Below are 19,657 nucleotides of genomic sequence, written 5' to 3' on the forward strand. Positions count from 1 at the left end.
CCGAACCCGGTTACGCGGTCTACGCATGAAAGCTGGCATACATCTGAATGAATTGTTCATACGCATCATCTGACAGACACAGCAAATCATTCGTATTCTCCATATGCTGCCGCAAACCTGAGAGCATATCTTCAATCTGCTCACGGTACGGTTCCCCAAACGCTAAGTTGCTTTGCTCCTGCGGATCGTGGACGACGTCATACAGCTCAAGAAACAGCTCATCCTTAAACAGATCCACAATCAATTTAAACTCCCCGCGCAATACACATCTTTGAAAGTTACTTCGAGAGCCATTCCCGTCAAACTGAATATACAAATCACGCTGCTCTATCGGTTCTCCCTGCATCGCCTTCAGCAAAGAAACTCCGGAAAACGCCGCATCTCCCTCAGCTATTCCCAAGTAATCGCATAACGTCGGAAGCACATCCACCGCGCTAACCGGTTCGTCCAGATGCTTCGGTTCCACCCCAAAATGAGAAGGAAATTTGAATAGCAGCGGCGTTTTTACTGACTCTTCATACATACACATTTTCTGGTATAAACAATGCGAACCGAGCATTTCCCCATGATCGCTTGTAAAGACTAGAAGGGTATCGTCATAAATGCCCTGCTGTTTTAATTCGTCTACAATCTGGCCTACACAATGATCCAGCAATGTGACCAAGCCCAGATATACAGGCCAAATACGCTGCCAATCTTCTCTGCTGTACCTTCCACCTATGATGCCAGGCAGATTGTATAGCTGAAGCGGAGACTGGCTTTTCGCCCATTGACCGACATTTTCAGGAAGCTCGGCATCCTTGTACATCGAGTACCACGGCTCCGGAATATCAAGCGGTGGATGCGGGGCAACGAACATCGCATTAACCAGCAACGGCTTGTTCGGATCGCGCTGTCGGATAGCGTCTATCGTCGTGCGGGTGATATAACCGTCGTAAAAATAGTCCAAGCCTTCTTCAAAGCAGCCCGTCTTGGGTATGGAATACCTTTTGCGCCGGGTCACTTTGCCAAAAGCCATTTCCGGAACTCCGCCCTTGAAGGAAGGACCGCCGGGATGCCGCTTTCCGTTCGCCTTCAAATAAGCATCATAATTACCCTCCAGCGTATGCCAATGTGTCTTGCTAGCACTCGCTTGGATGTCATCCATGTAAAAATGCTGTTTTCCGGTATGCCAGCTATCCCATTCATCCTCCATCAGCTGGTACAGGTTCGTTGTCCCAGGACGGACTTTGCCATGCTCAGCCTCCTGCGGCTCCCAAGGGTTGATTAATGAACCGTTGACATTCGGATACGTTCCGGAGAAAAAGCTTCCTCTCGCCGGCACGCACAGCGGCGATGCGCAGTAAGCCCGATCAAATACGACACTTTCCTGCTGTAGACGATAAATATTGGGAGTATACGTTTCATTGACAACATCATATCGAAGCTGATCCGCCATGATGATGACTACATTCGGTTTGCGGGTTCTGGACACAAGCAACACTCTCCTTTAAGGATCTAAATAAATGCCATTGTCGATGATATGTAATTGTCATTCCTTTTACTTCTCTTTTCTACTTAATCGGATGCTTCCGCTAATCCCTTGCAAATTCAGTGTGCCGTTATCTGTTTGGAATAGCGCACCTCCACCATCGAGTTTCGCTTCTGTATTCACCTGCCATATGCCATCCTCCAAATCCGTAACTAATATTCTCGCCGTTCTATCCGATTGAACCGCCGGTATGTCTACCGTCCCGCCTATCCGGCTGCCATCGCTGCTGAATAGGACAATCCAGCCTTGAACCTGTACCCCTGTCATGTTCCCGCAATCTATCCGCACAGCAGCCGGTGCTTCCACTCCATCATGATCTTTGATTTGTATCACATGGAGGAAACGATCCTCAAGCGCTGTTCGCTCAGGCTGAACCTCGATTCGCCATGCGCCCTGCTCCACTGCCTCTGCGTAGTCATTGGAGTAGTTAGTACCGGATACAAGGAACTCTTGTCCCTGTCCTCCGACCTTGCGAATGACTGCTTGTTCCGGCAACAAGGTATCAACAGCAAGCTCTCCCCCATAGCCATCTTCTTTACGTGAAATAAGAGACCTGCCTCCCTGCACGACTGGTTCTTCAATGCTGTGGAGCAACCAAGATTTAACAAAGTCCGCTTCAGAAGAAACGATGTAATCGTAAACGATGAACACAGCAGGAATTCCCGGTTTCTTCAAATTCAAAAAGACGAAGGAACGGGTATGCTTGCTCACTTTGCTTGAATAGGAAGCGGTAATATCCCCTTTTAGATAAGAAAAATCGGGTGCCTCTTCTTCCGGACCCACAGCATGAGCCAGCACCTCTCCCCTTTGAAACTCACCGCTCAGCAGTTGCTCCAGCTGTTTGGGCGGTCTTCCATTATTAGGCCAGCGCTGCCCGCCATCATTGACATTCGGCCACGTGAGGCCGCCGTCAAGAATATACGGATGACGCTCCAGCTCCTTCGGGTCGTAGACAAGCATCGCGTTGTGAGCGACTGTTCGCTTGAAATAGTACTTGTTGTGTGGTGAATGATATTTGCCTGATGAGCCTTTATAAATACCAGAATCAATGGCTAAATAGCCTTTATAGTAAATTTGAAACGTTCCCGCATCCAGATGCTGATGGTTATTATACTGATACATCCCAATTTTCATTTCCGCCACCACTGTGGAGGATTGCTTGTCGATCCCTTCATCCCAGCCCGTACGGGCTACCATGATACCTGCCGGTTCAGCAAAATATCGGGTAAGAGGAAGTTCATGATGCGGTTTACGCACCAGCTCTGGATCATGAAAAAGAAATGCAAAGAATACATAAGCGTCCGGCATATCCGGATGCTCCCTGTACTGTTGATCAAGAAAATAGCCGTTGCGGTAATAATTCCCTGCCATTAAGTACACAAGAGGAAACAATTGGATATACTGATTCTCCTCATATAGCGGGTTATCGGTGTCGCCATCCCTCAGCAGCTTGCCATCTGGGCGGCGGGTATATATCCATTGGTAGCCTATTCTCTCTTGAGTAGGGTCGAATACAGTATCATGTCCCATTCTCGCAAAAAGCCAAGTCGCGAATAATTCTGACTGATACCGGAAGCTTCCGTAATTGTCACCCTGATGATGCCAGCCAGAAGGGTAGAAAAAGTTGCGGGCAGGTACAAACTCAGCAAAAAAGCGGCCTGCGGCCAGTTCGTACATTTCCGGATCTTCATCGTAAATGGCGATACCCGTGCCGATAAGGTCGCGCATAAGCATCAATTCGCTCGTATGTCCGACAAATGCCCCTTCGTGAGAAGGAGGATATCCACATTCCAATAATGAAGCCAATCGTTTGAAATGAGTGATCATATGCTCTCGTTCCTGTTCGTTAAACAGGTCGTAGCACCAGTCATAAACGACAGCCCCCGCCAGCATCAAACGTCCTATCTCACGGGAAATATCCTGATACCTCGCATTGAACTTCTTGGTAATACTTGACAAAGCACAAGCCTTTGCTTTGCGGCCTGCTTCCACCTGCCCATAAAGGGCATAAAGCAATGCATTCGCTTCTAATATAAAAGCAGCATCAGGGGAATCCCAAGCTTCAGCTTCACTGGTTGTGAATTTCGCAAAATAATGAAGCCGGTCCACTAGCCGAGACATATCCGGATGCTTCATTCTTTCTTCGAGCACCACTCTATCTGCTGCTTGCATCAGCAGCCTCGGTCTTTCTGCCGGAGGTCTAACAGGAGGTTTGTCCCACATGTTCGTTTCTCACCCTTCTATGGCTTCGTCTACATACATGCCTTCATTATTCCGGAAAATTTTGGGCGAAACCCCTGTGTACTGTTTGAACACTTTGCGAAAGTGCTTATAATCCGCATACCCTATTTGTTTGGCGATATCGGTAACGCTGAGCTTACCGCTTCTTATCATTTGAATCGCCGCTTCCATTCGCTGCTCAGTCAAAAACTGCACAAACCCTTTGCCAGTTTCCTGCTTGAACAATCTACTCAAATAAGAAGCGTTGTATCCCATCTGTTCAGAAAAATCGACAATAGACAAATCATTCATAAATGACTCACATACCGATTGCCTGATTTTCTCAATCAAATCTTTTCCCTGGGTTGAATTAACCGGTACCGTATTCAATACATCCCCACGTCCTCTAGGGGAAGGTACCATTGCTGTCTTTACCCGCTCCAATGCGGAAACAATTTGCGTCCGGTTCAACGGTTTTAGAATATAATCAAATGCGCCGTAATGTATCGCCTGCTTTGCATATTCAAACTCGCTGTGCGCCGAAACGATCAAGACGGGAATTTTCCAGCCTCTCCTTCTAATTTCCTGCAGCAGCTGCAAGCCATCCATTCCCGGCATGAGAATATCCGTTATGACAAGATCGATCTTATCTTTTTCCAGATAAGTGATGGCCTGTAAGCCGTCTCTGGCTACCGCCGTTACTGTATAATCGGGGCAATCTCGCTTAATTACCTTCTTTAGTCCTTCTAGCATCCAAAATTCGTCATCCACGATCAGCGTATTGTACAGTGTCAGTCCCTCCCTCTATTCTCATTTCTACGCAAGTTCCTTCGTTTACCCGGCTCCATATGCTCATACTGAATCTTTCCCGGTAATACATCTGTAATCTCAGCCTCACATTGACTAGCCCGATATGCTCATTCTGATCAAGGAAATTCGGCTCTTCTTCTTGGAGCTGTGCGTGAATTTCACGAAGCCTGTTCTCATCTATACCAATCCCGTTATCCTCAAAACGAAATACAACATCCCCACCATCATTTCTAACCGTTATGGAGATTTCCCCTATTCCCTCCCTGCCTTGAAAGGCGTGGGTTACGGAATTTTCCACAATGGGCTGACAGATCAATTTCAATATTTGGTTATAAAGCAGCTCAGGATCTACATGTACATGCACGATAAACTTATTCGGAAAACGAACTTGTACTATGCTAAGATAAGCGTTCAGATGATCCATTTCTTCTTCCAACGTAGTTATAGACGAGCCGCTAATACTGTATTTGAACATATGCGACAGCGCCTGACTAACGGAAACGATATCATCAACATCGTAGACCTCCGCGATGCAAACAATAACGTTTAACGTATTGTAAAGAAAATGCGGATTGATTTGAGCTTGCAGCGCCTTCATTTCAGAATCCTTGCGAAGCAATTGATGCCGGTATTCCCGCACCTCGGCCATATAGACTTCATCCTTCATTCGGTCCAGCTCCGCAACCATGCGGTTGAACTGGTTGCTTAGCCGGCCGATCTCATCATGGCTTTTCAATGCTAGAGAGACGTTGAAATTCCCTCTCTCCACTACCCTCATGTTTTGCTCCAAATCCTTTAACGGACGAGTGATCATTCGACTAAGTGCGGTAGACAGAATAAAGATGACGATAATTGCCGCCAAGCCCACGAGAACGATTCCAAGGCGAATGGTTTGCATTTCTGTAGCCAATTCACTAAATGGGACGACACCGACTATTTTCCAGCCTGTTTGAGAGGAAGTGTAGAAGCCAACGAGCATCTTCTGTCCATCGATCTTCATCTGGAAATGTCCCGACTTCTTCCCTTGAAAAAGTTGCAGCCGGTTATCTTCCTCCAACCAGGATAGCGATTGTTCCGTCGGAATAACATACTTTCCGTCTTCGGTCATCATAAAGACATACCCCGTGTTTCCTAGCTGGATCGTTTCGCTCATCTCGCGAATGATCTTTGGAGAAAAGTCGAACAGCAGCGTTCCTTTTGTACGAAACTCGCGATTATCCATCAACCGTGCCGAGAACGTCACGACCTGTTCATCTTTTAAATAAGCTTGAGGATGAACAGGATTCAGGTGAAACAGCTCCTGCTGTTTGATTTGACGGTACCATGCATCCTGCTCGAATGAATAATTGAGTTTGGCTACCTCACCCGCTCCGTTATATACAAGTAATCCAGAATCGGTGATGAGAAAGATACCTTTCAAGTGATTCCGAAAATTACCAATATTATCAAACAAATTTCTAGTGCTGCGGATAGAGTAAACGAGCGCTGGCTCCGTGGGATCCTGTGAATCGCGAAGAATGGTTTGTACATCGGGATCGAAACGCACAATGTTACCGACTCTATCCATTTCCTGTACGAAGGAGTCTAATCGTTCTCCTACCTGTTTGGCTATTTCTACCGTATACTTACTCAGCTCTATTTCAAATGCTTTTGTAGAATCGCGGTAAAAAATTAGCGCAAAAAATAGAATCGGCAAAAGCCCGATCAGGAAAAAGACAATCAACAACTTGCTCTTCATGTTCATGTTGCGAAATAATGCGGTTATGCCATTGTGCGTCTTCATCAATATTTCTTCTCCCAACGTTTAGCCTTTCACAGAGCCGGCAACTCCTTCCACAAAATAACGCTGAAAGGCGATGAAAATAGCGATGATTGGCAGCAGAGAGATACTGGCGGCAGCAGCCATCCCTGTCCAGTCCACACTATGCTCTCCTACAAATTGGTACATTCCGACACCGAGTGTACGCAGCTCAGGCTTACTTAATGTGAATATAAGCGGTAATAAAAACGAATTCCAAGACCACATAAACTGCAAAATGCAGGTCGTCGCCAAAATCGGCTTCGAAAGCGGCATCATAATTTGAGCAAACGTACGGATGAATCCGCTGCCATCCATTTCTGCCGCCTCTTCCAGCTCCTTAGGTATCCCGCTAAAATGAGCGGTGAACAACAGGATGAACAGCACGTGTGCTCCCCCTACTTCCGCCAAAATTACGCCGGCAAGCGTGTTGTTGAGCCCTAATGTGTTGATAAGAAAATAGATTGGGATAATTGTATACCCTTTAGGCATAAATAGGGTAGCAGTAATTACAGTCATAAACAATACTCTACCCGGAAAACGGTAGCGGCCTAAGACATAACCAGTCATAGCGCACACCGCCACAACAATCGCTACAACGAACACAGAAACAATGACCGTATTAACAAAATACGTGGAAAAATTGGCAGTTTCCCAAGCCCGCGCATAGTTAGCAAACTGAAATTTCTCCGGAAGGAAGCTGTAGCCCTTCGATATGTATTCTGAGTTCGTTTTGAATGAAGAGGAAATCATCCACACAAACGGATATATCCATATAATCCCGAAAACAATTAATACCAGATGAACGCTCCAACGTGCAATAGCTTTGGCCTGTCTGGATAAAGTCATAATCTGTTCCCCCTTAGTGTGAAGATTGTTTGCCGCCTGTTTTTTTGACCACGATCCCTAAGATCAAGGAGACGAACAGGATGGCGAAGCCGTATACCACACCCGCAGCTGACGCAAACCCTGCTCTTGGCATCCCTCCGCCCTCGAATGCGTAACGATATATGTACAAGTCGACCATATCCGTGTGAAAGGCCGGGCCTCCATTCGTCATCGATTTCACAAGATCGAAGACATGCAGAGCATTAACCGAGGATAGCAGCAGGATTACACTGCCCACAGGCAGCAGCAGCGGAAACATAACATAGCGGAAGGTCTGCAGCCAGTTCGCGCCGTCTACCTTAGCGGCTTCGAACAGCTCCTTCGGAAGAGATTGCAGGGCTGCCAACCAATATACCATCTTCATTCCGAACGTTTTCCATATTCCTACCAAAATAATAATCATCATGGCAGTATCCATCGAGCCTAGCCAATCAATGGGCTTATCCAGTATGCCAACTGCAATTAGTATTTCATTAATAAGTCCCTTATAAGCGCCAAATATAAACCGCATAACGATCCCGATAACAGCCGTTGTCGTCACAACCGGCAAGAAATAAATCGTCCTGTACACGGTTGCGCCTTTTAGCCAGGATGAGTTCAATAGAATCGCAATCACCAATGCCAGAGGTACCTGAATCAGAACAACGAAAAACATAAAGATGAAGCTGTTCTTGAATGCATTCCAAAAGAACGGATCAGAGATCGTTTCTGCATAGTTTTCAAGACCAGCGAAATTACTCAGCGAACCATATCCACTCCAATTAAAGAAGCTGTACACATAACTCATGATGATCGGATAAATCGTGAAAGCTAGAAAAAGCGCCAACTGCGGTAAAATAAAAATATAGCAATATATTAATTTTTTTCTGCGATTTTTGCTTATTTTCCCGGCATTTGGTTTGGTTCCTTTCATGTGCATCCCCTCCTAGTTATATTCTTATTGTAACCGCTGTCAGCTTGACGTTTAAGGCAGTCTCTCTTTACATAGAGGGGGTTTATTTTTACTTTTATAAAAGATTTTCCTTGCTCCGGGTTCAAGCAATCTCAAATAAAGAGGCAGTCCTGCTGGTAGCGACTGCCTAATAATATAAAGCTATTTGATTTTATATTCCGGATGTGGAACTTTAAACTTCCTATCTACATAACCGCTCGAAGCCGGATCTCCTACATTAAAGGACTCTAGACCCAACTCCTGTTTGGTTTTCGCTTGAAACGCTTTGGCTCTCTCCTCTGTCTCCTCAGGATCGCATACGCTTCTCAGCCTTTTTTCACATTCCATCAGCACGTCCTGAATAGAAGGCGCAGACTCGGGGTTTGCTACCAGATCATTCATCTCTTCAGGATCCTGCTCAAGATCAAACAGCTGCGGTTGAAATCCACCTGTGAAATACACATATTTCCATTTGCCCCAACGAATCATATACATACCGACCGGCATACCGTGTGCATGATACTCACTAAACGCGAAATCTTTGCGGGACTCGTCTGTTTCTCCGCCAGCCAGCTTTAATAGAGACCTGCCCGGTACATCTTCAGGAAGTGGTATGCTGAGAGCCTCACAAACTGTAGGAAAGATGTCTACCAGTGAGACTGGATGATCTACCCGGTTTCCTTGCCTAATATTAGGGCCCTTAACGATTAACGGTACGTTGGAGGTCTCCTCATACATGCTGCACTTAAACCATAGACCATGCCGTCCAAGCTGCTCCCCATGATCACTTGTGTAAATGATCAACGTATCCTCGTACAGCTCTTCTTCCTCCAATGTACGAATAATAGTTCCAATATTATCGTCCAATTCATTCGTGAGCGCATAATAGCCGACATGCATGCGTCGAATCGTTTCTTCATCCACCACGTCGGACCTGAAATAATGCCGAAGCGCATTAAGTGGTTCGTTCAATTCAGTAAACGGTCTGTTCAGAGACTGCGGTATCTCTTTAATAAGTCCATCATAGTAATCCCAATAGTCTTTTTTTACATAGAACGGAAAATGCGGGTGTGAAAAGCCAACATATAAAAACCATGGCTGATCTGGATTCTTCTGCTGCTTCTTCGATCGCTGCTTTAACCACTGAACCGTTTCTTCCAGAGCCAGTTGATCGTTGCTTAGTCCTTCACGGATCCCTATGCGCTGGTATCTTTCCTCCACCAAAGGCTTCGCTTCTCCGCTTTCCCTGAAAAAGGCTCCTACATCAATACGGTTGCGATGTCCTGGACGACTTGCTACAAGACCGTCATACACTCCATCCGGATGGAGATCTAATTTACCGATACTATGCATCGTTTGCCCGTGTTCCGCAAGATGCTGAGACATGCCTTTGATTTGTCCGTCATAAGGGGTCGCATTGTCCCAAGTACCCAGTTCGTTAACATATCGCCCCGTGAAAAAGCTCGCCCTTGCCGGAGTGCATACCGGACAATTGGTGTAGGATTGTGTAAATACGGTCCCTTCCTTGGCCAAGCGATCCAGCGTTGCGGTTCTCGCTACTTGGTGTCCGGTGCAGCCCATCACGTTATTTGAATGTTCATCGGACATGATTACCAGTACATTCATTTACTGAACCCTCTTCCGAAGTGAACTATTTTAACGCCTTGTACAAATCGTCCGTATAATCTTTGGCCGGTTCCCAATTTGGAAATGTAAAATCGTTCAAGCTGACATTGGCACCACTCTTATTCACCTTGTCGATAGCCGTCTGTAAGCCTGCATTTAATTTATTGTTATAGTCTTTGAGAGTCGTCTCGACATTGCCTTTATCCTCCATCAAAAGCATGATCAGCAAGTCCCCAAAGATCGGTTTTACTTTCGACTGCCGCATTTCACCCAACTCTGCAATGACCGTTGCCGTGTTTGGATTCCGTTTTGTCGTGCTCGGCCCAAGTCTCATGGATGAGGCGTGAAGGTTATAAAAGGTATTGAACTCCGGGTATGGGTACAATGATTTATCCTTGTTTAATTCATCGATTGGCGTCATGCTTACGCCGCTTTGAAGGGTGCTCTTAAAAAATTCCTTCGAAGCAAATGCTTCATCAATAAACTTTCCGGCAATTTCCGGATGCTTGGAGTGGGACGAAATCATATACCCCGCGCGGCTTGCAAGCGTATAGCCATAGAAAGGCTCTTTACCATCCTGCTGTGGTACTGGCGACATATCGAATTCAGCTTTCGGTACGTCTCTTTTTACCTGCCACATCCGGTACCTTGCATCAATGAAGAAAGCAGCTTTATTTTCCCCAAAAAAGACAGTAGCCTCGGCAGCCTTAAGTGAGTACGAAGAAGGTAAGATTGATCCATCTTTTTTCATCGTTTGAAGAAGCTTTACAGCATCGATCCATTCCTTAGAATCAAAAATATATTTACCTGTTTTTAAATTAAAGCCTGGTATATCTCCATGGGTAGGAATCGAGCCAGCGGTCAGTCCCATCACAGTTTGGTCAAGAGGAGTCGTTTCTCCGCCTGCGAAAATAAGGCCGTAAACATCACCTTTTCCCTTCTGTGTAACTACCTTGGACATCTCTCTCAATTCATCCCATGTTTTGGGAGGCTTGTTAGGATCTAATCCAGCATCCTTCATGACTGTTTTGTTATAATAAAGCATGGCACGGAGATTTTGTCCTCCAAGCGGCCAGCTATACGTTTTCCCTTCGAACACATTAACTCCATCTTCAAAGGATCCTTGCGTAAACCGTTCTTTAAATCCTTTGGACACATACTCATCCATAGGCTTAGCCCAACCATTCTTAACGATTTGTCGCAAGTCCATGCCTTGTGGAGTTAAGAAAATATCAGGCAGATCATTGCCGGCAATTGCCGCTTGAATAGCTGTGCTGTATTGCGAGCTAGGCATATACTGGACTACTACATTGATTTGACCCTTATTTTTCTCATTAAAATCCTTGACTACCTTCATTCCCGGACTATCGTCACCTTTGAAAAAATCACTGAACCCCGCTACCTTAATGGTGACTTCTTCCTTCTTAGCTGATGATTGGGACTTATCCCCACCGCCGGATGCGCATCCAGACAGAGCTACGGCTAGTATCAAAAGCATCATTACCACGATCGTTGATGTACGTTTCAAGATGGTTCCCCCTTAAGTTTGATTCATTATACCCGCATTATCTATTGTAATCGCTATCAAACTATACAAAAAGAAGGCACTCTTTACATCGAGGGGTCTATTTTTTACGTTTCAATATTTCATGTCCAAATCTTAAGGGGTCTAAATTACCATCTTTATTATGAACTTGTCAACACTGGATGCTTATAAAGCTACAGGCCGGCCCAGCCTCGAGGATTCATATGCTGCAATGGAGATCCTCGCTGAGTTCAAGCCATCCTCTCCTGTAATTGGCACAGGTATACCCATCCTGATACTATGAACAAAGTCTCCAACGATGAGACTATTTAAATTATCGCCCCAGTCGCTCCATTCTGCGCTGTCGGATAAATTGCTGTAAATCTCATTGCTTAGCTTCCTTACATCTACATAGATCGTTCCTTCTGTACCGATAATTTCTAATGTTAAATCCCTTTTCATCGGGAATGCTTTGACCCTGGACCAGCTTGTATCCAGAACTCCGATAACCCCGTTCTCATATTTAAAATGGACCATGCCCGAATCATCAATCGGAATATCGTGGAACAATGTACCGGATTCCGCATACACCTCAACAACTCTCGATTGCAAAATCCAATTGAATAAATCCATCACATGGACAGAATGATCCAGCATAGCTCCACCACCGGATAAATTTGGGTCAACGAACCACTCCCGTCGGGGTAATGCTCCTTTATTGGTGCCTTTCACCGCAATGACAGTACCGATCTCGCCGCTTTCCACCGCTTTCTTGGCTCGAATCACGGCTTGAACATAACGGTTATTAAAAGCCGTCATTAGCTGAACGCCATTCTCTTTGCATGCTGCAACCATATCTTCCATTTCAGCCACAGAGGTGCCTAATGGTTTTTCGCAAAATATATGCTTTTTGGCTTTAGCGGCATCGATGGTTAGAGGAGCGTGACGCACATTCTCCGAGCAAATGAACACAGCCTCGATATCGGTTGCCAACAGCTCCTTATAGCTCTCGAAATAAGGGTATTGCTTATCGAAGGGTTCCACATAGGAACGGTTCTCATCTGCAACCCCGACAATCTCAACTTCCGGATGATTGGCCAGCGCACGCAGAAAGCCTTCTGCGTGCGTGTGGGCAAACCCGATCATGCCTACCTTCAATTTAGCCATGATTCATTCCTCCCCAAGGTACAGGCATTCCTGTTTGTGCCGAACGGATGGCTGCTTCCGCGATTTGAAGCGCCTGATGTACATCTTTAACGGCAACCTGTGAGGCTGCACCGGACCTTATACAATCGATAAAGTGTTCTAGCTGATAATAGTAAGAACTATGGAGCATTGGGCTTTCAGCTGTGATAGTGTTTGCCGATCCTTGCTTTTTTTTCAGCTCATAGCTGCTGGTATTTCTGCTGTCGTAACGAACGACACCCTTGTTTCCAGCTGCTTCTATTCTGCAGCGATACGGTTCAGAGTCTCCCCAGTGGCCCGCCAGATTAACAATTCCACCCGTTTCAAGCCGCAAAGTGACCAGAGCATAATCAATCCCAGATGCCGCTCTGTGCATAGCATACACAGTTCTGATTTCACCCAGAATCCAGCGCATCAAGAAGATGTCATGGATCAATCTTTGCTGGATGATTCCTTTGCTCTTACTCTCATCGGTATACCAATCCTTGTAGCCTCTAGGCTGTGGACCGGAATGCTGAATATGGGTGACTCCTACATCTCCAATCGATCCTTTAGCTATTTTATCCTTCAAATTTTTATAATACGGTGAGAAACGTTCGGCAACGCCTATGAATATCCTTACACCCTTCGCTTCCGCCGCCGACATGATGTCCTCCGCTTCGGCTGATGTAGCAGCCATAGGAGCTTCGCAAATAACATGCTTGCCATGAGCAATAGCCTTTAAAATATACTCTTTTTGCATAAAGGTAGGCAGACACACACAAATAATATCCGGTTCTGTGTTCGCAATCATTTCCTCATAAGATGCATAAGCAATCGATTGGCATAAGCTTGCCAGCTTATTTGCCGCTTCTGCTTGAATGTCACAGACTCCTGTTACTTCAACATTTCCAAGCTCACAAAGGCTTTGCGCATACTGAGTCCCTAGACTGCCACCGCCTAATAAAGCCACTTTCATAGTCATGTTCCCTCCCTTATATCGCCTTACGCTGAAGGCTTTCCGTATTTATGTAAAGTAGACCGCTTTCCCCGTTTCAGCAGATTCGTACACAGCTTCTAATATTTGCGAAACAACTAATGCTTGCTCCGGTTTGACAACAAGCTCTTGGTTGTATAACACACTGTCGAGCCACACCCTCATTTCCAGCTCGATCGATTTGCTCCTGACTTTATCAAAGGACGGAATACCAGTGCCCTCCATAAGAATTTCTTTGTCATACAGCTTTCCGTTCTCTTCGCCATTGATCCACAGACCATCCCTCATATCGGCTCCTCCTTTGGTACCGCATAAGGTAACCTTTGCTGCTCCCTCTTGACGTATATTCAAGGCCCAGCTTGATTCGAGCATGATGGTAGCCCCATTCTCCATAACAATCATTCCAAATGCTGAATCTTCAACCTTGAAGCTTTTCGGATCCCATCCCCCGTTTCTAGCTGCTTCATTATTTTGTGATAACATGTGATAAGCTGTGCCGACAACCATTTTCGGCTTATAGTTGTCCATCATCCACAAGGTCAGATCCAAAGCATGCGTGCCGATATCGATCAACGGACCGCCACCTTGCAAGTCTTTGTCCAGGAATACCCCACGGGTAGGAACGCCCCTCCGGCGTATAGCATGTGCCTTAGCAAAGTAAATAGTGCCCAAATCGCCATTTCGGCATACTTTATGCAATTGCTGGCTGTCCGAACGGAAGCGATTATTGTACCCAATCGTCAATTTCTTCCCTGTACGCTTTGCCGTCTCCAACATGCGTACGGCATCTGCTGCACATATAGCCATCGGTTTTTCGCACATTACATGCTTGCCTGCTTCCAGAGCCGCAATTGTAATTTCGGCATGGCTGTCATTGCTCGTACATACGTGGACAACATCAATAGTCGAATTGGCCAGCAATTGCTTGTAATCCGTGTAAACTGCCGCATCAGCAGCTCCAAATTGCTCAGCTGCCTGTTGAGCTTTATCCGTAAAAGTGTCGCTGAAAGCGCTCAGCTCAACCTCTGAAAATTTAGACAAATGTGGTAAATGCTTATTAACAGCAATACCTCCACACCCGATAATCCCGATCTTCAGTTTTTTCAACATAGCTCTTGTCCCTTCCCTTCAGGTCATTAATTTTTTTTGTAGCGATCAGAAGCGGCCTCATATATTTTGAGCAAATCCTTCACACCCATTTTGTTGATCGAGCTAACGTACTGATCCCAGCTAGCAAACGATTGCCCACCGGCAATAAATTTCAATTGCTGCTCTTCTACAAAGGTAACAATATCGCTTTCCAATGAATTCAACCGATCCTGCTCATCCTTGGAGAACAGAAAGCTTGGCCAAACTTTCTTAGGAGTATTAGGCCCTAGCAGCTTGGCTGCTTCCAACGAGCTCGGAAACGTATTACCTGTTTTGTCATATTTCTGTAGCACCATCTGTGGAATATTCCCGCCCGGCCACGTCGAGAACTGTCCGGCAGCCTGATCCAACGATAATTTGGGATTGCTGCGAATATCTTCCTTGTACTGAATATCGCCGTCGGGTAACTTTTCATAAGTGACACCCTCAATACCCATCCGCACAAATTTACTTCCTTCTTCGCTATAGAAATAATCTACCCAGCGCATTGTTGCTTCGGGGTGTTTATTCTTGTTTGTAATAGCGAAGGTACCTTGGCTTTGCGTAAATGGAACCACATTAGAAAACAACTGGTCTCCATACGGCCCTTTTAACGCCGGAGCCGGTACATAATCGTTCATATACGTATTTCCAGCCTGATTCACGTTGCTGGCATGAAACGCTCCCACCAAGCCTTGAGTTAATTTAGCATTGAACTGAGGCAGCTCCTGTGCAAATGCTTCTCTATCCATTAAACCTTCCTTAAATAAACGCGCTATGAATTCGAGTAATTCTTTGTACTTGGGATCCGTCGCGAAAAAACGAACCTTTCCATTCGAGTCCTCGTCCACATACACACCTTTCCGGTTGCCTGTTGTACCCATTCCCCACGAACCTCTTAAACCGGGCAGCAAATCAAAAGACTTGTCTCCTGTCCATGGAATTTCATCGTTTTTGCCATTTCCGTTCATGTCATTTTCTTTAAAGGCTTTAAGAGTTTTGTAAAATTCATCAACCGTTGTCGGTACCGGTAAGCCTAATTTATCCAGCCATTTCTTATTGATCCACAATTTCTTGTTTATTCTCGGAGCCACCTGTTCATTTAATTGCGGCAGTGAATAGATGTTTCCGTCAGGTGCTGTAATGCTTTTCTTTACATCCGGGTGCTTCTCCATTATGGCTTTAAAGTTCGGCGCGTACTTGTCAATCAAATCGTTAAGCGGAATTAATATACCTTGAGAGCCGTAATTGACCTCATCGGCTGGAGTAAGTGCGGCACGATAAAATGCTTCCGGATAATCGCCGCTTGCAATTCTAACATTTCTTTTTTCTTTATAGCCGGTATCGGGTGCTGCCTCAAATACAACCTTCACATTCGTCTTTTTTTCGTATTCCTTAAAAATCAGCATGTCGTTCCACTCCGCATGCAGCGGAGCCTTGGATCCCATCATTTGTATCGTTATCGGCTCGTTCACAATGGGAAACCCTGTCGCGTTAACGCCGCTTTTAGCTGAAGCATCCTTACTCTTTTGGCTTGTTTCATTAGTTGTAGAACAACCTCCCAGAACGGTTATAGCCATTGTAATTGCTACGGAGGCGGGTACCCAGCTACGTGTAAATCTCATTGTTCATCCCTCTTTCGATAAGTTTATTAATACCCATGATTAGCCCTTAATCGCACCGATCATGATTCCCTTTTCAAAATATTTTTGCAAGAACGGATACAAAATCAGAACAGGCAAGCTGGAAACCACGATAATCGCATACTTGAGTCCCTCAGCTAAATTCTGCTGTTCTATCATCGATTGTGAATCCCCTGACATCATCTCATCCATTTGGTTCTGGATAAGCAGTTCCCGTAAGAACAGCTGCAATGGATACTGCTGACGGTCCGACAAATAAATCAAAGCGTTAAAAAAGGCATTCCAATGGCTCACTGCATAATACAAGATCAACACGGCAATGATGGGCATGGACAAAGGTAAAACGATGCTTACTAAAATTCTTATGTTCGTACTTCCATCCATAAATGCCGATTCCTGAAGCTCTAAAGGAATTGTATTTTGGAAAAAAGTCCGCATAATAATCAAATTAAACACCGAAACTGCGCCAGGCAAAATCATGACCCAAAAAGTATTAATAATGCCCAAGCTTTTAATGACTAGATAAGTAGGGATAATCCCTCCGCTAAAAAACATCGTGAATACGAAAAAGGCCATAATAACATTGCGTCCATAAAAGTCTCTTCGCGATAGTGGATACGCACCTGCAGTGGTCATGACAATATTGACGCAGGTACCCACAACCGTATACAAGATCGTATTTCTGTAGCCAACCATAATATCCGCATTTTGAAATACCCTCTTATAAGCTTCAAACGAAAGCTCTTTGGGCCATAACCACACCTTGCCTTGCAATACAAGCAAGGGATTACTAATTGAAGCGCTTACTACATAGATAAGCGGATAAAGCACAATGATTAAAACCAGCGTTAATATGCATATATTGATCGTGTCGAACCAACGGTCTCCCAAACTTCCCCTAGCTCCTAGTCCCATGAAGCCATTCCTCCTACCACAAACTCGTTTGACTTATACGCTTCGAAATACTGTTAACGACAATTAATAAGGTGAAATTGATAACTGAGTTAAACAGCCCGATGGCTGCCGAGAAACTATACTGGGCACCGACCAACCCATTTTTGTAAACATAAGTTGAAATTACCTCAGAGGATTCCAGATTCAAGTTGTTCTGCATAAGGAACACTTTCTCAAAGCCAACGCTCATTACATGTCCAAAGTTCAGTATTAGCAATATAATGGCAGTCGGCATCAAGCAAGGTATGGTAATATGAATAATTCTTTTCATCTTACTCGCCCCGTCCACAACGGCCGCCTCGTAAAGCTGCGGATCGATCCCTGCCAATGCAGCCAAATAAATAATCGAGGCCCAGCCAGCATTTTGCCATACTTCCGAAAATACATAGATGCTTTTGAACCATGCCGTTTCCGCCATGAAGTAGACCGGATCTCCTCCCAAAGCAATAATGACCAAGTTGATCATCCCGTTTTTCGGAGATAGAAACACCAGTATTAACCCGACCATGACCACGGTAGAAAGAAAATGGGGCGAGTATGTTACCGTTTGCACTAACCTTTTAAATTTATTATTTCGCACTTCATTTATTAATAACGCCAAAATAATCGGGATTGGAAAGGAGACTACAAGCTGGTACAGGCTTAGGCCCAAAGTATTGCGAATCAATCTCCAAGAGTAATAAGAATTAAAAAAACGCTCAAAATGCTTCAAGCCCACCCACGGACTCCCACCAATCCCTTTAACCGCCATAAATTCTTTGAATGCAATTTGCACGCCATACATAGGTAAGTAATGGAAGATGAAGAAGTACGCAATAACGGGTAAAATGAGCACATACAAATCCCAATTCCTACGAATACTTTTTAGCCGTCCGTATATCATCGGTTTACTTATGCCCCCTTTCAAAATAATAAGTGGATAGAATCATTTATACGCCGTCATCGTCCTGGAGTTGGACGCGCAGCTCGTGCAGCTCCTCTTTCAAGGAAAGGATGATATCGGTGTAGCTCGGATCATGGTAGACACTGATCAGCTCATACGGATCCGTATGCAGATCGAACAGCTCCCATTCAGGCGGCTTAGGCTCGTCAATTGCACCCGTAGAGCCCAATGCTTCCCCATAATAGTAGATGAGCTTATAACGCTCGGTGCGGATCCCGTAATGGGAGTATACGTAATGATTACCCAGGTGCATCCAGTAGCGGTAGTACATCGACTTGCGCCAACTCTCAGGCTCAACGCCCTGCAAGAGCAACCGCAGGCTGGCTCCCTGCATATTTGTAGGCACGGGTATCCCTGCATAATCCAGGAATGTCGGGGCGAAGTCAACGTTGAGCGCCATCTGACCGCATACACTGCCCGGCTTGATTTCACGCGGGTAACGGATAATGAACGGCATGCGCAGCGACTCCTCGTACATGAAGCGCTTGTCGAACCAGCCATGGTCGCCAAGGAAAAAACCTTGGTCCGATGTGTAGATGACGATCGTATCATCCGCTATGCATTCCTCTTCTAACCAATCGAGCATCAGCCCCACATTGTCGTCGATGGAAGCGATGCAGCGAAGGTAGTCCTTGATGTAGCGTTGATACTTCCAGCTCTTCAGCTGCTCGGAAGTTAACCCTTCCGGTGGATCCATCTTCAAATCCTTCTTGCTTAAATCCCGGTCTACCCTCATTCGGGCTGCTGCAGCCGCTGCCGCCCGGTTCGAATAATCGTCATTGAACGTTTCCGGCTCAGGAATGTCGATATCCTCATACATATGAGCGTGTTTTTCATCAGGAATCCATGGCCGATGGGGAGCCTTGTTATGGCACATCAGGAAAAACGGTTTATTCTTGTCCCGCTTGTTCAGCCAATCGATTGACAGCTCGGTAGTAATATCGGTGACATAGCCTTCATACACTTTCTCTTCTCCCATTTCGATGAACGTCGGGTTATGGTAATCTCCTTGTCCGGGAAGCACGTTCCAGTAATCGAAGCCCGTCGGATCGGCATTGCCCCCATGACCCAGATGCCATTTGCCAACAATTGCCGTCTGGTAACCGTCGTCCTGCAACAGCTTGGCCACCGTCTGCTGACGTCCGTCCAGCGGATCACCCAGCGTTTTCACTCCATTCAGGTGATTGTATAGTCCTGTGAGAATCGCAGCCCGGCTAGGTGCGCATATGGAGTTGGTACAAAAGCAGCTATCGAACCGCATCCCCTCATTGGCAATACGGTCAATCTGTGGTGTTGAATTGATCCTGCTCCCGTAGCAGCTCAAGGCATGCGCCGCATGGTCGTCACTCATGATGAATACAATATTAGGCCGATTCATTCTTTCTAATCCCTCCTTTGAGCTATGCTTAAGCTGTGTTTTCGCATGTGTCTCCAATGCCCCGTCAAGGGTGAAGCCATACTTCATGGTGAACTATATAATAGCCCTTCGCAGAAGTACA

The 19,657-nt window shown here is 45.6% G+C and carries 15 protein-coding genes; all 15 read right to left on the reverse strand.

The window, feature by feature from the left end; translation table 11 throughout:
* Positions 1-19: 19 nt before the first annotated feature.
* The gene (locus GC093_RS12325) at positions 20-1,474 is read right to left on the reverse strand and encodes a sulfatase family protein (protein ID WP_312886513.1); all 1,455 of its coding nucleotides are present in this window, start codon (positions 1,472-1,474) and stop codon (positions 20-22) included.
* A gap of 66 nt (positions 1,475-1,540) precedes the next feature.
* Positions 1,541-3,754, reverse strand: a complete 2,214-nt coding sequence (hepB, locus tag GC093_RS12330) for a heparin/heparin-sulfate lyase HepB (protein WP_171652173.1) — start codon at positions 3,752-3,754, stop codon at positions 1,541-1,543.
* A gap of 9 nt (positions 3,755-3,763) precedes the next feature.
* Positions 3,764-4,522 carry a response regulator transcription factor gene (locus tag GC093_RS12335; RefSeq protein ID WP_171652174.1) on the reverse strand — a complete coding sequence of 253 codons (759 nt, stop codon included), beginning with the start codon at positions 4,520-4,522 and terminating at the stop codon, positions 3,764-3,766.
* Positions 4,515-6,362: a cache domain-containing sensor histidine kinase gene (locus GC093_RS12340; RefSeq protein ID WP_171652175.1), complete on the reverse strand. Its 1,848-nt coding sequence runs from the start codon at positions 6,360-6,362 to the stop codon at positions 4,515-4,517. The genes GC093_RS12335 and GC093_RS12340 overlap by 8 nt, the downstream gene beginning before the upstream one ends.
* A gap of 3 nt (positions 6,363-6,365) precedes the next feature.
* Positions 6,366-7,208 (reverse strand): carbohydrate ABC transporter permease, encoded by an 843-nt coding sequence (locus GC093_RS12345; protein WP_171652176.1) that lies wholly within the window; start codon positions 7,206-7,208, stop codon positions 6,366-6,368.
* Positions 7,209-7,221: 13 nt separating this feature from the next.
* The gene (locus GC093_RS12350; RefSeq protein WP_246314113.1) at positions 7,222-8,160 is read right to left on the reverse strand and encodes a carbohydrate ABC transporter permease; all 939 of its coding nucleotides are present in this window, start codon (positions 8,158-8,160) and stop codon (positions 7,222-7,224) included.
* A 180-nt stretch (positions 8,161-8,340) separates the two neighbouring features.
* Positions 8,341-9,804: a sulfatase family protein gene (locus GC093_RS12355; protein ID WP_171652178.1), complete on the reverse strand. Its 1,464-nt coding sequence runs from the start codon at positions 9,802-9,804 to the stop codon at positions 8,341-8,343.
* 25 nt (positions 9,805-9,829) lie between these two features.
* On the reverse strand, positions 9,830-11,332 hold the full coding sequence (locus GC093_RS12360) for an ABC transporter substrate-binding protein (RefSeq protein ID WP_171652179.1): 1,503 nt from the start codon (positions 11,330-11,332) through the stop codon (positions 9,830-9,832).
* 183 nt (positions 11,333-11,515) lie between these two features.
* On the reverse strand, positions 11,516-12,496 hold the full coding sequence (locus GC093_RS12365; RefSeq protein WP_171652180.1) for a Gfo/Idh/MocA family protein: 981 nt from the start codon (positions 12,494-12,496) through the stop codon (positions 11,516-11,518).
* Complete coding sequence (locus tag GC093_RS12370; protein ID WP_171652181.1) at positions 12,489-13,472, reverse strand: Gfo/Idh/MocA family protein; 984 nt, start codon at positions 13,470-13,472, stop codon at positions 12,489-12,491. Before GC093_RS12370 ends, GC093_RS12365 begins: the two co-directional genes overlap by 8 nt.
* 48 nt (positions 13,473-13,520) lie before the next feature.
* A complete protein-coding gene (locus tag GC093_RS12375; protein ID WP_171652182.1) occupies positions 13,521-14,600 on the reverse strand; it encodes a Gfo/Idh/MocA family protein in 1,080 nt (359 codons plus the stop codon).
* A gap of 26 nt (positions 14,601-14,626) precedes the next feature.
* Positions 14,627-16,243, reverse strand: a complete 1,617-nt coding sequence (locus GC093_RS12380) for an extracellular solute-binding protein (RefSeq protein WP_171652183.1) — start codon at positions 16,241-16,243, stop codon at positions 14,627-14,629.
* Positions 16,244-16,282: 39 nt separating this feature from the next.
* Positions 16,283-17,176 (reverse strand): carbohydrate ABC transporter permease, encoded by an 894-nt coding sequence (locus GC093_RS12385; protein ID WP_171652184.1) that lies wholly within the window; start codon positions 17,174-17,176, stop codon positions 16,283-16,285.
* 13 nt (positions 17,177-17,189) lie between these two features.
* The gene (locus GC093_RS12390; RefSeq protein ID WP_171652185.1) at positions 17,190-18,098 is read right to left on the reverse strand and encodes an ABC transporter permease; all 909 of its coding nucleotides are present in this window, start codon (positions 18,096-18,098) and stop codon (positions 17,190-17,192) included.
* Positions 18,099-18,144: 46 nt separating this feature from the next.
* Entirely contained in the window at positions 18,145-19,536 is a 1,392-nt protein-coding gene (locus tag GC093_RS12395) for a sulfatase family protein (RefSeq protein WP_171652186.1), read from the reverse strand.
* Between the last annotated feature and the right edge of the window lie 121 nt (positions 19,537-19,657).

The organism is Paenibacillus foliorum, assembly GCF_013141765.1.
Taxonomy (GTDB): domain Bacteria; phylum Bacillota; class Bacilli; order Paenibacillales; family NBRC-103111; genus Paenibacillus_S; species Paenibacillus_S foliorum.